The organism is Paraburkholderia sp. J69-1, assembly GCF_905220255.1.
Taxonomy (GTDB): Bacteria; Pseudomonadota; Gammaproteobacteria; order Burkholderiales; family Burkholderiaceae; genus Paraburkholderia.
Genome location: NZ_CAJMZG010000002.1, coordinates 105,315 through 120,468, shown reverse-complemented (window position 1 = coordinate 120,468; position 15,154 = coordinate 105,315). Strand labels below are relative to the sequence as shown.

Here is a 15,154-nt window from a genome sequence, read left to right as displayed (position 1 = left end):
GAGGCGCTCAGTGCGCGCCCGCTGCGCCGCCTCCGCCGCCGCGCGTCGATTTCGTCACCCAGATCAGCGGGATGATGGCGAGAAAGATAATCGCCGAGACATAGAAGATGTCGTTCAGGCCCATCATCGCGGCCTGCGTCGTCAACTGGAAATCGAACAGCGCGCGCGCCGAAGGCTCGCTCAGATGCAGCAGCGTCTGCGTATTCTCGATCGACTGGCGGAACAGCGGGTTGTCGATCGAGGCCTGCTCGGTCAGGCGTTCGTGGTGCAGCACCGTGCGGTTATTCCACGCATTCGTCGAGATCGAGGTGCCCACTGCGCCGCAAAACACGCGCACGAAGTTCGACAGACCCGCGGCGGCCGGCATCTTGCCGGGCGGCTGGCCAGCGAGAATGATCGCGGTGAGCGGCACGAAGAACAGCGCCATCGGAATGCCCTGCAGCAACGTGGGCAGCACGAGATGGAACGTGTCGATCTCGATCACGTAATTCGAGCGCATGAAGAACACGACCGAGAACAGCACGAACGCGCAGGTGGCGATCACGCGCGCGTCCGAGCGCGGCAGGATGCGGCCCACGACCGGCGCGAGAATCACGGCGAAAATGCCGAGCGGCGCGGTCACGAGCCCGGCATCCACCGAGCGATAGTTCAGATACTCCTGCATCCATTGCGGCAGCAGCACCAGATTGCCGAAGAACACGCCATAGGCCACCGAAATCGCAATCGTCCCGCCCAGAAAATTACGCTGGCCGAATAGCCGTAGATCGACGATCGGATTCGCCTCGGTCAATTCCCAGACGAGGAAGAACGCGAAGCTGATCAGCGCGACCACGCCCAGCCCGACGATCAACGGCGAGTTGAACCAGTCGAGATCCTTGCCCTTATCGAGCAGGATCTGCAGCGAGGCGACCCAGGCGATCAGCAAACCCAGCCCGACGATATCGATAGGCGGTTTGCGCGTGGCCGATTCGCGGTTCCGGTAGATATTCCAGGTGATGAGACCGGCGAACAGCCCGACCGGAATATTGATGTAGAAGATCCACGACCAGTTGTAGCTGTCGGTGATCCAGCCGCCCAGCGCCGGGCCCGCAATCGGCCCGACGGTCGTGGTCATGGCCCAGAACGCTAGCGCTGTGGCCGATTTGTCCTTCGGCCAGGAGCCGAGCAGGATCGCCTGCGAAAGCGGAATCAGCGGGCCGGCTACCGCGCCTTGCAGCACGCGCGCGACCAGCAGGAAGGGCAGGCTGGGCGCCACGCCGCACAGCCACGAGGCGATCACGAACGAAAAGATCGACGCCACGAACAGGCGCACCTGGCCGAAGCGCTGCGTGAGCCAGCCGGTGAGGGGAATCGAGACGGCATTCGCGGCGGCGAACACGGTGATGACCCAGGTGCCTTCGTCGACGGAGACGCCCAGATCGCCCGAGATGGTGGGAATCGCGACGTTGGCGATCGAGGTATCGAGCACGTTCATGAAAGTCGCGAGCGCCACGGCGACGGTCGCGAGGATCAGCCGGCCGCCTTCCAGCGGCGGCGGTGGCGCGGGCGGAGCGGGTGGCGAGGGCGGCGTGGCCGAGGCGGCAGGCTGGTTCAAGCTTGTTCTCCGCGTGATTCGGTGCTGCAAAGCTGGGAAGGCCCGCGTGCTGCGGCCCGGATTTGCGGCAAGGATAACCGCATTCGCGCGATGCCATCGAAGCACCGAAAAGCATCCCCACGTGACGCAGGGACTTCGGCTTTCGTTTGCCTTTCGCCCGGTGGGCGCGGCGACGCATTCTGGAACGCCAGCGTATCCTTGCGGCTGGCGCGGCGGCGCAAGCGCGATGCCTGACGGTCAGGGCTCGCCCGATTGCCGCGCTTCGGTCAGTCACACGCCCACAGGGGATTTCAGAATGAGCTGGGAACAATTCGATGGTGGCTGGCGCCTTGCGCCGGCCGAAGGCGCGGCGCGCGCGCTGGTCGTGCTGCTGCATGGCGTGGGCAGCAACGCACGCGATCTGATGCCGCTCGCCGATGCGTGGCGCGATGCGCTGCCCGGCGTCGCCTTTGCGTCGCTCGATGGCAGCGAGCCGTTCGACGGCGGTTTCGGCGGACGGCAGTGGTTCAGCCTGCGCGACGTCAACGAAGCGAATCGCGGTGCGCGCGTGGCCGCTGCTGCGCCGATCCTGCAAAAGCGTCTCGCCGATGAACTCGCGCATTGGGGCCTGGGTACCGACAAGCTCGCGCTGGTCGGCTTCTCGCAAGGCTCGATCATGTCGCTCTATCACGTAGCGACGCAGCCGGAAGGCGTGGCGGCAGTGGTCGCTTTCGCCGGTCGTCTCTCGACGCCGGTGATCGCGAAAAGCCGCACGCCGCTCACGCTCGTGCACGGCGAAGACGACACGGTGATTCCGGTGCAGGAACTCGAACGCGCGGCGACCGCATTCAGCGATGCGGGCTATGCAGTAGGCGCTTACGTGCTGCCGGGCGTCGGGCACACGATCACGGCGCAGGGCGCGATGCTCGGTCGCGATGCGCTGGTGCGGGTGTTGGGTTAGCCTTCTTCGCCTTCTTTGCAATAGCGCGCCGCGTAGACGCACGGCGCGCTGTCCTAACGCACTTCTTTCAGTCAGGCCGCTCGATCTTGTGGCCTGATTTATTTATTTCTCACAAAAATATAGGAATCCTTCAGATGACACATTGGTGTTTCATCTGTGTATCGCGCTGCTCTGTGTCGTGAAGGGTATCGCGGTCCTTGGCGAGAATCGACGCGAGCAGAGACAAGCCACTAGCAGAAATATTTGGATTTGAATTGATAAATCACAGGTTGTGATTGCTCATCAATGACTCCATGGCTTTTTCATTTTGCATAATATTTGATCGATTTTCGACCTCGTCCTTTTGCTTTTCCGTTGCGGGAACGGAGGGATGCGAATCCAGGGAGTGAGCACTTGACTTCACGTGATCCAGTGGTGCGTCCGGGTATTGACGTTCACCAGTATTACACCCTCGAGGTACTCGGAACACCGGACGCTGCGCTTGCGGATGACTGGCATGACCAGCAGCGCGTCGCGCAAGGAGAGCTACAAGGTTGAGTTCACTGCGATCCCGAGCGACCGGCAATTCAGGATGCCGTTACTCGAAGACTCATGGCCTCTTATTCAGGGAGTGGTGACGGGGACAATTGCGTCGACAAAGGGTTATGTGGGCCCATACATTGACGGTCAGGGGCGCTACATCGTCAATCTCCATGCAGACCGGGACGAGCGCACGCCCGGGCTTGAGAGTTGCCCTATGCGTCTTGCGAAGCCCTTCGGCGGACAGGGGCGCACGGGCTTTCACTTCGGGCTGGAAGCGGGAACCATCGTTACCGTAGGCTTTCTGTGGGGGAACCCCGACCGGCCGTATATTTCGCAGGTTCTGCACACTGCAAAGCACATGGATCCGGTTGTCTCCGGGCATCCATGGGCACAGCGTCACACCATTCACACCCGCAGCAACAATACGCTGCAGATGGAGGATCGCAAGGGGCAGGAGCATATCAAGCTGGCGACGGAAAACGGTAAGTCGCAGCTCAATCTCGGCTTTGCGGTCGATCGGGATAACCAGGGGCGAAGCGAAGGGTACGACGTGGGCACGGACATCTACCGTATCTGCAGCGTCGCGGGCGCGTCGAAAAACCTCTTCAACTGGGGCATTCTCGCCATCGACGCGATTGGTGTGATTCCAGCCGCAGGCAATGCCAGCCGACCAGCGCGTGCGGTGGTCAAGGAAGTGCTGCTCGCGTTTGCGCAGGGGCTGGGTACCACCGTGTTGGTCGATCTGTTCTGGGCGACCGCAGGCGGCGACGTGATCGAATTCATGTCGGAACTGGACGGGCATCTCAAGTCGTGGAAGGCGAGCATCGTGGCGGGCGTGCGGGACGTGACGCGTACGATTCGCGCTTTTGTGGCGAAGCCCGTTTCCGCCGCCGAACAGATGGCTATATCAGGAAGAACACAGGTTTCCTGTCGTGGGTGCCTTCCACCGAAGAAGTGGCGCTGTACAGCATTGATGAACTGCTGACGGTTAACCGGCTTCGTTTCCAGGGGCAGTACTTCGACGCCGAAACCGGGTTGCACTACAACCGGCATCGGTACTACGATCCCAATTCGGGTAGGTTCATTAGCAAGGATCCGATTGGGCTCAAAGGCGGGCTCAACGCGTATCAATATGCGCCGAACCCGGTTGGCTGGGTTGATCCGCTAGGATTGAATAAATACATTCCCGCTCCGCCAAGCTTGCCGGGTTTCCCAGATGCTGTGCGTGTGAAACCGAAAACGCCTGTGCAAGGAGGTGGCGGGTTGAGAAAACGATGGAAACGCTCGAATGGCTGCCTCTGCGAATGGGATTCGCAGCATGGCGAAGTGGAGATGTACAACAAGCGCGGTAAACACATGGGAGCGTTTGATCCCAACACGGGCGATGCTATACCGGGCAAGGGGGCCGATCCAACAAGGACGATTGAGCCATGACGGAGTATCGACTTCACCGGTATATCGCGGCGTATGAAAAAAAGGGAGACGAGCACATCCGCGACATTGAATTTGTACTTGTGCCGAGCCTAGGGTTTTTGCAAGCGCTTTTTAATGCGCCGGACGATAACCCAATGTTTGACGCTTTTGCAATAAACACTCGTGCAGCGGAACAACTTGCGCCCTATATCTCTGAGCAATTCGATTTAGATCTGTTCGATTACTTCCTTGAGTGCGATAGCGCATGAAGATGAACGAAGGGCCGCATGCGCGGCCCTTCGTTCATTCAGCGTTAGTCAGACTCGCGTTCACCGGCCTGCCAATCCAGCAGTTTCTCGGCGAGCGATTTGCTCATCGGTCATTGGCCGTCCGGCGATGGTGTAGTTGTAGTCGGGCGAGATGAGGAATTCATCGGCGAGCTGCATCCACGGGAACGCGGCTCTCTGGTTGGCGTCGAGCGTCGGAGGCTCGCCGTTGTGGGGAGTCTGTCCGATCTGAACGGCCATCATCGTCTGGCGTTGAACGGGCAGCTTACGGCGTGGTTTAAGATTGGCATTAGCCATGATTCAGTTCCTCGATTGAACTGGTGTTGGTCAGCGGGCCGTGAGTGTTGACGCACTCACGGCCCGCGCTTCGTTTACGACCTGTGCAGCTCTTTCTTCTCTTTAACCGCCCTGCCTTGGCGATCCGTGCCGCTGCGTGACAACGGGCGTGGCCTGGAGGACAGGCGCAAGCTGGATGCATGGGAGGCGTCGCTGCCGAAGTGCATCGGCAACGTGTTGAAGGAGCTGAACCGCATACGCTACAGCCATGATGAGCGCGGCAACCTCGTGCAGCGGATCGAGGCGGATGGCACGACTTGGCCGTGAGGTTTGGCTCGATGCAAGTGCTTGCCAAAATGCACTGATAACTCTGTGCAAGGTCCGAAAGATGAGACCCAAATGGCTCAGGAGTTATCTAACAAGATTAGTGGGAATTCGGGCAAGTTCCCACCCCCAGCGACGCAGAGGCATATCGATTTGCGTGGCAGGGTTCACTTTGCGTTGCATTCTTGATCGACGTGCTTGCTCGCCGTATCGTTGGCTGGCGCGTCAGCTCCTCGATGACCACGGACTGCGTTCTGGACGCACCTGAGCTGGCGTTGTACGTTCGGCAACCGGGTTAAGTCGGCACTTTGATGCCCCATTCTGACAGAAGCTCGCAGTGCGTCAGCATTCGCGGAAGCGGGCATTGAGCCTTCTGTCGGCAAATGTGGCGACAGCTACGACAACGCGCAGGCTGAAACGATCAACGGTCTGTACAAGACGGAACTGATTCATCGGCGCGCCCCGTTGAAAATTGGGGAATCCGACGATCTCGCATTAACCTAAGCTAACCAACATCCATGATTCCGCGCGGTTTGCCGCATCGGAACGGATTTCCTTGATCCGGCTTCCTCGGGCTTCATCTACTGGCAGGAACAGAAACATGACATCAATTGCCTGTGTCGGCGACAGTACCACCCACGGCGGAGTCGTCATCTCGGGGTCGGATACGATGGAAATTTGCGGACGCAAGGCGGCGCGCGTCGGTGACCTCGTAGCATGCCCGGAGCACGGCACGAATCCGATCATTGAAGGCTCCGACTTTGCCACGGATGTTGATGGCAGGAAGTTCGCGATGCATGGTCATCGGACTGCCTGCGGATGCAGACTTATCGCGCTCGGGGACAACGCGACGATCCACGGGTGATGGTTGTGGATCGTGTGGGCGATGTTCGCCTGCCAGACCAAAATCCCCCCGCGATTGCTTACGCAACCCGGGCCAGCCGTCTCTCGACACCGCTCACGCTCGTGCACGGCGAAGACGACGCGCGGCGACCGCATTCAGCGATGCGGGCTATGCAGTAGGCGCTTACGTGCTGCCGGGCGTCGGTCACACGATCACGGCGCAGGGCGCGATGCTCGGTCGCGATGCGCTGGTGCGGGTGTTGGGTTAAGTCCTTAAACGCGTCGTCACCGCACACGCGTGTCAATCACGTCAGGCCGTCCAAGCTCGCGGCCTGACGCATTTTTTCCACACTTCGCGTTTAAGCTGCCCGGTTATTTCTGTTGCGGTTAAAGTCTCGCCCGGCTTATGCCGTAAACAGAGCCAGTGGGCCGTTCAGGCCCCATGCGCCCGGCGCTTTACGCGCAATCTTCAGCCGAATGGTTCAATCGGGGATTGAATAGTTCAGCTGATTATTTCTGATTGTTACCGTTTGATTGTTAACGTCTGAAGGTTTCCTTATTCAGACGATTGATTGAGCGAGCAGTGCCGGGTTGGAATTCCGGGAATGCGCGTGTCCGCACGCGTGACCCACACACGAAGACGACATGGCCCGAGCCACGCGGCAATCATCATTTCTGCACAAGCTGTCCCGCCACACCGCGCACAACGCGGTGGCGGTCGACCTGGGTACGGCCAATACGCTGATCTACACGGCAGAGGGCGGCATCGTCCTCGACCAGCCGTCGGTCGTCTGTTTCGATCGCGGCACGAGCCGCCGCAAAGGCAGTGACGCGGGCGTCGCGGCTGTCGGTGTGGAAGCCAAAGCGCTCCTCGGGCGTGCGCCGCAAAATCTCGAAACGGTGAAGCCGCTTTCGCATGGCGTGATCGCCAACTTCGACGCGGCCGAGCACATGATGCGCCGCTTCGTCGCGATGGCGCGGCCGCGCCGAATGCTGGCGCGCCGTTCGGCGTTCACGGTCTGCGTGCCGGGCGACGCTACGCGCGTGGAGCGCCGCGCGATCCGCGAGGCGGCCTTCGCTTCGGGGGCGGCCAGCGTGAACCTGATCGACGAATCGCTGGCTTCGGCGCTGGGCGCGGGCCTGCCGGTGGCGTCGGCGACCGGTTCGATGGTGGTCGATATCGGCGGCGGCACGACCGAAGTGGGCGTGATCGCGCTGGGCAGCGTGGCGTGCGGCGGCTCGATCCGCGTGGGCGGCGACCAGTTCGACCGCGCCATCATCGAGCACGTGCGCAATCTCTACGGCGTGATTCTGGGCGAGCAGACCGCCGAGCACCTCAAAACGACCATCGGCAGCGCGCTGCGCGGCGAACCCATCGAGCGTCTGCGCGCGACCGGCCGCAGCCTGGAAGACGGCCTGCCGCGTACCGTCGAGATCACGAGCGAAGATATAGCCGATGCGCTGGCGCTGCCGCTGCGTCAGGTGATCGCCGTGGTGCGTCAGGTTTTCGAATCCGCGCCGCCCGAACTCGTCACCGATATCGCCGATAGCGGCATCGTGCTGACCGGCGGCGGCGCGTTGCTGGGGCGCCTCGACCAGTGTTTCGCGGCCGAGCTGGGCGTGCCGGTGCGGGTGGCCGAAGCGCCGCTGACCTGCGCCGTGCGCGGTGCAGGCGCGGCCGCCGCGGGCGCCGTGGTGGCGGATCAGCCGGCTTTCTGCGCTTACGACTGACGCGTCGAACGCCGGTTGCGCTTGCCGCCCGACGCCCTCTGAAAGCGCAACCGAGGGCCGACCGAGAGTCAATCCTAAGCCGCCCCAGGCGGCCAGGCCGCGCTCGTGCGACAATACGTCCCCTTTCGTTTCTCTATTACGCTTAATGACGTGAGGCGGCGCAGGTTTTTTCGTGCCGCTGGTTCATCAGCATTGTTCAGCATTCGTCAGTAGATCATCCAGCCGTGAATCAAGCCGTATTCCCCGCTCCCGGGTCGTTCGTCGAACTGCCCGGCGGGCAGCCCATGCCATATGTCGAAACCGGCAAGGGCGATTTGCTCCTGTTCATCCACGGGTCGCTTTGTGACTATCGCTACTGGCAGCCGCAGCTTGCGGGCCTGGGCGAGCACTATCGCTGCGTCTCCGTGAGCCTCACGCAATACTGGCCCGCGCCTGCCGCAGCCGCCGGCGGCCAGCCGTTTAGCTGGAGCCGCCACGCCGACGAGATCGCGCAGTTCATCGACGCCTTCGGCGCCGGGCCGGCGCACGTGATCGGCCATTCGCGCGGCGGCTCGGTTGCGTATCACTTCGCGCGCCGCTATCCGCAGCATCTGCATTCGCTCACGCTCGCCGATCCGGGCGGCCCCGTGCAGCAGCCGGGCCAGAGCCTTGCCAAGCTGCCGGAGACGGTCAATGCGCTGCGCGCCCGCGCCGTGCAGCTGATCGACTCGGGCGAGGTCGATGCGGGGCTCGAATTGTTCGTCGATTCGGTGAGCCGTCCGGGCTTCTGGGCCAAGAGCACGCAGTCGTTCCGCCGCATGGCGATCGACAATGCGCACACGCTGGGGCCGCAGTTCCTCGATCCGCTTGCCGCGTACACGCGCGAAGAGGCCGCCGAGGTCACGTGCCCCGTGCTGCTGATCGACGGCGAATTGAGCCCGGTGATGTTCCAGCGCGCTGCCGCCGCACTCGAAGAGTGGATGCCGGACGCGCGCCGCGCGACGGTGGAGGGCGCTTCGCACGGCATGAACCTCGCACGTCCGGGCGCGTTCAACGATCTGATCGACCACTTCGCGAGCGGCCACGGCCGCTGATTCGCCGAAGCAAGCGCTGAAACGGATGGCGGCCGCGTAGAGCGGCCGCTGTCGTTTCATCGATAAAACGTAGCAATCCGAACTAATTAGTGCACGAGAAAATCGCGCGCAAATCGCGTAAAAACACCGTAAAACAGGCAGTCGACCCGGCTGGCCGAAGCGCCGCCGCAAGAGCGGAGCAGCGCGGTCAGCCGGGCGAGCGTGCGGGTTCGTCGAACCGCTTAGTCGCGGCCGTGCGCGTGCGCGTCGAGCTTGTTTTCGGCGGCTTCGCCAACGAGGCCTGCGTAGTACAGGTGCACGCCGATGGCGAGCGAGTCGTTGCGGATTTCGTGGAAGGCCTTCCATGCCTTCACCGGGTCCTTGAACACGAGGTAGTGCGCTTCCTGCGAGACGAGGCGCGCGACCTGGTGCAGGCCGTGACCGTGCAGCGCGGCAACCAGCGCGTCGAGGCTGTGGTGCGTGCGCGCGTCGGTGCGCGGGTAGAGCATGTGGAGCACGGCGACACGTTCGGGGGCGAGGGCCGCCGAAAGCGCGACGACGATGTCCTGGTGATTGAGAGCCGTGACGACGGCGCCCTCTGCAAGTTCGTCTTCAGCGAACAGGGTGTCGATCGAGATGTTCATCTGTTCTTTCCTTACGTTTTGCGTACAGCGCGTGTGGCCTAAGTAAAAAAGGCCCGCCAGAAGGAAGGCGGGCCAAAGATGCATGCCTGACAGGGGAAGTCAATGACATGTGACGCAGTATCGCAGATACGGAGCGTGAATGTTGCGCTGCACAGGCAAAATATTGTTGCACAAATCGGGATTAAGGAAGCTGCAAGCATTCAATGTTGTTGATCCGAAGAGGCATTGTTGCCAGTATCGCTATGAATCGATGGTGCGGCGCGGCGTAAAATGCGGCAAGTGGTCGCAGCGGAGTCGGTCTGTGGAAATGCCGCAGAATCGCTCGGGGAACCGGGTGCCGAGCGCGCTGCGTCCTGCGAAGTAACGCAATTCAATGCAATGCAAGGACAGGACAATGATCGATTCGAAGACACACGCCACACTCACGATCCCCGGTCACGCCGAAGGCGTCGAACTGCCGGTCTACAAGGGCACGCAAGGCCCGGACGTGATCGACATCCGCAAGCTGTACGGCCAGACCGGCATGTTCACGTATGACCCGGGCTTCATGTCCACGGCGGCGTGCAACTCGGCGATCACCTATATCGACGGCGACAAGGGCGAGCTGCTCTATCGCGGCTACCCGATCGACAACCTCGCGCAAAACGCCGACTTCCTCGAAAGCTGCTACCTGCTGCTCAAGGGCGAGCTGCCCACGCAAGCGCAGAAGGACGAATTCGTTGCGATGGTCACGAACCACACGATGGTTCACGAGCAGATGCACTTCTTCTTCCGCGGCTTCCGTCGCGACGCGCACCCGATGGCGATTCTGGTTGCCGCGGTTGGCGCGCTGTCGGCGTTCTATCACGACTCGCTCGACATCAACGATCCGAAGCATCGTGAAGTCTCGGCGATCCGCATGATCGCCAAGCTGCCGACGCTGGTGGCGATGGCGTACAAGTACACGGTTGGCCAACCTTTCGTGTATCCGCGTAACGACCTCTCGTACAGCGCGAACTTCATGCAGATGATGTTCTCGAACCCGGCCGAGGAGTACAAGGTCAACGACGTGCTGGTGCGCGCGCTCGACCGTATCCTGATCCTGCACGCCGACCACGAACAGAATGCCTCGACCTCGACGGTCCGTCTGGCGGGTTCGTCGGGTGCCAACCCGTTCGCGTGTATCGCGGCCGGTATCGCCTGTCTGTGGGGCCCGGCGCACGGCGGTGCGAACGAAGCCGCACTGAACATGCTGGAAGAAATTGGCTCGGTGGAGAACATCCCCGAGTTCATCAAGCAGGTGAAGGACAAGAACTCGGGCGTGAAGCTGATGGGCTTCGGTCACCGCGTCTACAAGAACTACGATCCGCGTGCGAAGCTGATGCGCGAAACGTGCCACGAAGTGCTCAACGAACTGGGCCTGCACGACGATCCGCTGTTCAAGCTGGCGATGGCGCTCGAAAAGATCGCGCTGGAAGACGAATACTTTGTCTCGCGCAAGCTGTACCCGAACGTCGACTTCTACTCGGGCATCGTGCAGCGCGCGCTGGGCATCCCCACGGCCATGTTCACCTGCATCTTCGCGATGGCGCGTACGGTGGGCTGGATCGCGCAATGGAACGAAATGATCGGCGACCCGGAACAGAAGATCGGCCGTCCGCGTCAGCTGTTCATCGGCAATACGCCGCGCGAAGCGAAGCCCATCTCGCAACGCTAATCGATATCGTCAAAGCGATGATCGCCATGCCGCGCATCGACGCATAACGTTGTGCCGCGCGCACGGTGGCCACAAGCCGCCGTGCAGCGATCGACGGGCGCCCGCACGTTTTACCGTGCCGGCGCCCGTAATTTTTTCCGAAGCGCTTTCGATGTTTGTCCCAGCGTCTGGCCGCTGATTGCCAGGTATTCGCGCGAACCGCCGCATAGCCACTACAATCGTTCGGACGAAGCACCTTGATGGTCTGATCAGGCAGTGGTTAGAGAGGAGGCGTTCAATGCAAGATCCTGAAACACTCGGCGGCGTCACGCGCTCAAGCGGCGTGGATCATCCCGATCAATCTCCCGATGGCGCATTCATCGCGCCCGAAACGCCCGAAGTCGCAAGCGCCGACCAGCATGTGCTGAAGTCGGGCGACACCTTCATCGTCAATGATCCGCTCGGCGATATCACCGGTATCGACGACGGCTTGTTCGTCAACGACACGCGCGTGCTGTCGTCGCTGCGTCTGACCTTCGGCGGGCGCGTGCCTTCGCTGCTCTCGGGCAGCGTGAGCAGCGACAACACCGCGTTCACCGCGCATCTCACCAATCGTCCCTTGCCGCCGCTCGGCGGCACGAGCACGCCCGAAGGCGTGATTCACGTCGAACGCGAGCGCGTGCTCTCGGGCACGATGATGACCGAAGCGATCGAGCTCACGAATTACGGCACCGAAGACGCGGTCGTGCCGCTTTCGGTGTCGTTCGCCAGCGACTTTCGCGACATGTTCGAAGTGCGCGGCCTCAAGCGCGAAGTGCGCGGCGAACTGAAAGCGCCGCGTATCGAAGGCAATACCGTGCGGCTCGAATATATCGGCCTCGATAAAGTGGCGCGGCGCGTGCGCATCGAGTTCTCGCCGACGCCCAGTAAACTGCTCGCCGATCGCGCCGACTTTTCCGTCGAACTGCCCGCGCAGGCCTGCGTCTCGCTTTATCTGACCGTGTCGATCGAGCTCGAAGCGCTCGAAGGCGTCGCGCCGAATACGCCCAGCGCGGGCATCATCAAGCCGCACCATTGTCTCGCCGATTCGAACGGGCAGAGCGTGGGCCGCGCGGCCGTGCGCGCCGCGCTCGTCGATGCGCACATCGTCATGCGCGAGCGGCGCCGCCAGACTGCGCGCGTGCGTTCGAGCAATCCGCTTTTCAATGCGTGGATCAACCGCTCGATCGCCGATCTCGGCCTGCTGACCACCGATCTGCCGACCGGTCCGTATCCATACGCGGGCATTCCGTGGTTCTCCACGCCGTTCGGCCGCGACGCCATCATCACTTCGCTGCAGACGCTGTGGCTGCAACCGGCGCTCGCGCGCGGCGTGCTGCGCTTTCTCGCGGCGCATCAGGCGCAGGAGGATTCGGCGTTCCGCGATGCGGCGGTCGGCAAGATCATGCACGAGATGCGCAAGAGCGAAATGGCGGCCACCGGCGAAGTGCCGTTCGCGCTCTATTACGGCGGGGTGGATTCCACGCCGCTGTTTGTCGTGCTGGCGGGCGCCTACGCGGAGCGCACCGGCGACATGGCGCTGATCGACGAACTCTGGCCCGCGCTGGAGCGCGCCGCCGCGTGGGTGGCAGGTGTGTGCGAGCGCAACAAACTCGGCTTGCTCGATTATCGGCGCGAATCGGAAGGCGGGCTTGCGAATCAGGGCTGGAAAGACAGTCACGATTCCGTATTCCACGCCGATGGCCGCTTTCCCGATGGCCCGATTGCGCTGGTCGAAGTGCAGGCCTATGCGAGCGCGGCGTTCGAAACGATGTCGAAGTTCGCCACGCATCGCGGTCTGGTGGAGGAGGCGGCGCGTTACGCGGGCCGCGCGGCGAAGATTCGTCGCTGTGTCGAGGATCGCTACTGGATGCCGGAGTCGGACTTCTACGGTATCGCGCTCGATGGGCACGGCGAGTTGTGCCGTGTGCTCGCATCGAACGCGGGGCATCTGCTGGCGTTCGGTCTGCCCGAGTACGAGCGCGGGCGCGCTGTGGCGGAGACGCTCGAATCCGCGCTGTTCCACACGGGCTGGGGCGTGCGCACGCTGGCGGCCGGCCAGGCGCGTTTCAATCCGATGGCGTATCACAACGGTTCGGTCTGGCCGCACGATAACGCGTTGTGCGCGCGCGGCCTCGCGCGCTATGGACGCAAGACAGCGGCGGTGCGCCTGTTGCAGGCGCTGTTCGAAGCGGCGGTGACCTTCGATATGCGTTTGCCCGAGCTGTTCTGTGGCTTCCCGCGCCGCCGTGGCGAGCCGCCTACGGCGTATCCGGTCGCGTGTCTGCCGCAGGCGTGGGCGGCGGGTTCGCCGTTCATGATGCTGGAGGCGTGTCTGGGCGTGAGCATCGACGCCTCGCGTCACGAAGTACGCGTCGAGCAGCCGATGCTGCCCGAAGGCATCGACTGGCTCGAAGTGGGGCACTTGCGCGTGGGCAATGCGGCCGTGACGCTCACGTTCCGTCGCGTGGACGGCAAGGTCGTGGCGTCGGCGGATCGCAGCGACGTGAAGGTGGTCGCGGTGCTCTAACGCATCCGCGACGCGCGGCGATCAGCGTTTGATCAGGTCGCCGCGCACGTCCATGCCGCCGGTTTCCACGCCCTTCGTATTGCGGATGCGCGGCTGGTCGAAGGCGCGCAACGCGTCCAGCTGTGCCGTCGTGCCGATGCCCAGTTGCCTGAGCACGGCCACGACGATCGCATAGAGCGCGCCGACATTGCCGTCCTCCACCTTGACCGCAATGCCGATCGCGCGTGTGGCGCCCGGCAACGCGCCGCTCAGGGCGGCGCGCCGCACGCCAATCGCGTAACTCCCATCCGCGCCCACCTTGCCGACCAGATCGCCGCCAAACGCGCGCATCAGCGTCGTGCAGAAGCGCTGCTCGCCCGCGACCATCTCCGGGTGCGTCGTCATCGCGCGATAGATGCGCGCGAGCGCTTGCGTGCGTGCGTCCTGCGTTTGGGTATCCGTATCCGTATCGGCGGCCTGCGCGAGCTTCGCGTAAAGCCGCGCGAGGCGGTCGAGCGGGAAGGCCGGCGTCGGCAGATTGCAGCCGTCGATACCCCATTGCACGTCGTCGTCGGGCAGATCGCAGACGGACGCGACCGTCTGTTTTACGCGCAATTGCAGCGGGTGCCCGGCCGCGTGGTAATCCTCGACGGGTGCGCCCATCGCGCTCGCCGCCGCGAGCATGCCCGCGTGCTTGCCCGAGCAGTTGCTGCACGCCGGCGTGGGCTCGAAACCGCGTTTGATCCAGTCGCGCCAGACCGCGTCCGATAGGGGCGCGTGGCCGCCGCAACGCATGGCGTCTTCGTTCACGCCCACTTTGGCCAGCATGCTGCGCGTACGTTCGATATGGCGCGGCTCGCTGCTGTTCGACCCGCACATGAGCGCGAGATCGCCATCGTCGAAACCAAAACGTTCCAGCGCGCCGGTTTCGATCACGGCCAGCGCCTGCGCGGGCTTGGCCGCCGAGCGCACGAGCGTGAGCCGATGCGGATCGTTGAAGGCCTGCAGCATCTGGCCGCTCGCCTCGACCACGGCAATATGCGCGCGATGCGTACTCTCGACGATACCGCCGCGATACACAACGGCAGCGGTCTGCGAAAAATCGGTGGTCATGGTGTGTCTCCGTGAGCCTGGCGGATCGAATGCCGCTTGCGTGCCGGGCGATTCTGATACCGCGAATTCTAACGTTATTGCGTGACGCTATTCCTCATTCGAATTCCCAATTGAATATTCATTGAACGTTCATTGATCGATGTGGATGTTCACAACCATCAAAATCGATGCGAATTCAATTTTCCGGTTCTC

13 protein-coding genes and 3 pseudogenes are annotated in these 15,154 nt (G+C 62.6%); 12 read left to right on the top strand and 4 right to left on the bottom strand.

The features are described 5' to 3' along the window. Nucleotides 1-7: 7 nt before the first annotated feature. Nucleotides 8-1,594 carry a DHA2 family efflux MFS transporter permease subunit gene (locus U5A67_RS03730; protein ID WP_321813094.1) on the bottom strand — a complete coding sequence of 529 codons (1,587 nt, stop codon included), beginning with the start codon at nt 1,592-1,594 and terminating at the stop codon, nt 8-10. Between the two features lie 295 nt (nt 1,595-1,889). On the opposite strand from U5A67_RS03730, the gene U5A67_RS03725 reads away from it, so the two are divergent. The 4 genes and pseudogenes from U5A67_RS03725 to U5A67_RS03710 all read left to right on the top strand — a co-directional run bounded on the left by U5A67_RS03725 (nt 1,890) and on the right by U5A67_RS03710 (nt 4,738). After that, nucleotides 1,890-2,534: an alpha/beta hydrolase gene (locus U5A67_RS03725; RefSeq protein ID WP_321813093.1), complete on the top strand. Its 645-nt coding sequence runs from the start codon at nt 1,890-1,892 to the stop codon at nt 2,532-2,534. 427 nt (nt 2,535-2,961) lie between these two features. Further along, nucleotides 2,962-4,235, top strand: a pseudogene (locus tag U5A67_RS03720) (RHS repeat-associated core domain-containing protein); the annotation flags it as partial. A 3-nt stretch (nt 4,236-4,238) separates the two neighbouring features. After that, on the top strand, nt 4,239-4,490 hold the full coding sequence (locus tag U5A67_RS03715; RefSeq protein WP_321813387.1) for a colicin E3/pyocin S6 family cytotoxin: 252 nt from the start codon (nt 4,239-4,241) through the stop codon (nt 4,488-4,490). Then, nucleotides 4,487-4,738: a hypothetical protein gene (locus U5A67_RS03710; RefSeq protein WP_321813092.1), complete on the top strand. Its 252-nt coding sequence runs from the start codon at nt 4,487-4,489 to the stop codon at nt 4,736-4,738. Before U5A67_RS03715 ends, U5A67_RS03710 begins: the two co-directional genes overlap by 4 nt. Nucleotides 4,739-4,798: 60 nt before the next feature. Here U5A67_RS03710 and U5A67_RS03705 read toward each other — a convergent pair whose 3' ends face one another. Next, on the bottom strand, nt 4,799-5,053 hold the full coding sequence (locus tag U5A67_RS03705; RefSeq protein WP_321813091.1) for a hypothetical protein: 255 nt from the start codon (nt 5,051-5,053) through the stop codon (nt 4,799-4,801). A 126-nt stretch (nt 5,054-5,179) separates the two neighbouring features. Here U5A67_RS03705 and U5A67_RS03700 point away from each other — a divergent pair, with 126 nt between their 5' ends. From U5A67_RS03700 to U5A67_RS03675, 6 genes and pseudogenes are all read left to right on the top strand, one after another. Next, nucleotides 5,180-5,359: a hypothetical protein gene (locus U5A67_RS03700; protein WP_321813090.1), complete on the top strand. Its 180-nt coding sequence runs from the start codon at nt 5,180-5,182 to the stop codon at nt 5,357-5,359. Nucleotides 5,360-5,502: 143 nt separating this feature from the next. Then, nucleotides 5,503-5,851, top strand: a pseudogene (locus U5A67_RS03695) (IS3 family transposase); the annotation flags it as partial. 106 nt (nt 5,852-5,957) lie between these two features. Then, nucleotides 5,958-6,221 (top strand): PAAR domain-containing protein, encoded by a 264-nt coding sequence (locus tag U5A67_RS03690; protein ID WP_321813089.1) that lies wholly within the window; start codon nt 5,958-5,960, stop codon nt 6,219-6,221. A 71-nt stretch (nt 6,222-6,292) separates the two neighbouring features. After that, nucleotides 6,293-6,468, top strand: a pseudogene (locus U5A67_RS03685) (hydrolase); the annotation flags it as partial. A 376-nt stretch (nt 6,469-6,844) separates the two neighbouring features. Further along, on the top strand, nt 6,845-7,930 hold the full coding sequence (locus U5A67_RS03680; protein WP_205982426.1) for a rod shape-determining protein: 1,086 nt from the start codon (nt 6,845-6,847) through the stop codon (nt 7,928-7,930). A 284-nt stretch (nt 7,931-8,214) separates the two neighbouring features. Continuing rightward, nucleotides 8,215-9,003: an alpha/beta fold hydrolase gene (locus U5A67_RS03675; RefSeq protein ID WP_205982427.1), complete on the top strand. Its 789-nt coding sequence runs from the start codon at nt 8,215-8,217 to the stop codon at nt 9,001-9,003. Nucleotides 9,004-9,224: 221 nt separating this feature from the next. On the opposite strand, the gene U5A67_RS03670 is transcribed toward U5A67_RS03675, so the two are convergent. Continuing rightward, on the bottom strand, nt 9,225-9,626 hold the full coding sequence (locus tag U5A67_RS03670; RefSeq protein WP_205982428.1) for a hypothetical protein: 402 nt from the start codon (nt 9,624-9,626) through the stop codon (nt 9,225-9,227). A 394-nt stretch (nt 9,627-10,020) separates the two neighbouring features. Between U5A67_RS03670 and gltA the strand changes: the two genes are divergently transcribed. Further along, nucleotides 10,021-11,322, top strand: a complete 1,302-nt coding sequence (gene gltA, locus U5A67_RS03665; protein ID WP_321813088.1) for a citrate synthase — start codon at nt 10,021-10,023, stop codon at nt 11,320-11,322. A gap of 277 nt (nt 11,323-11,599) precedes the next feature. Further along, nucleotides 11,600-13,870 (top strand): amylo-alpha-1,6-glucosidase, encoded by a 2,271-nt coding sequence (locus U5A67_RS03660; protein WP_321813087.1) that lies wholly within the window; start codon nt 11,600-11,602, stop codon nt 13,868-13,870. A 21-nt stretch (nt 13,871-13,891) separates the two neighbouring features. On the opposite strand, the gene U5A67_RS03655 is transcribed toward U5A67_RS03660, so the two are convergent. Then, nucleotides 13,892-14,962 carry an asparaginase gene (locus tag U5A67_RS03655; protein WP_321813086.1) on the bottom strand — a complete coding sequence of 357 codons (1,071 nt, stop codon included), beginning with the start codon at nt 14,960-14,962 and terminating at the stop codon, nt 13,892-13,894. Between the last annotated feature and the right edge of the window lie 192 nt (nt 14,963-15,154).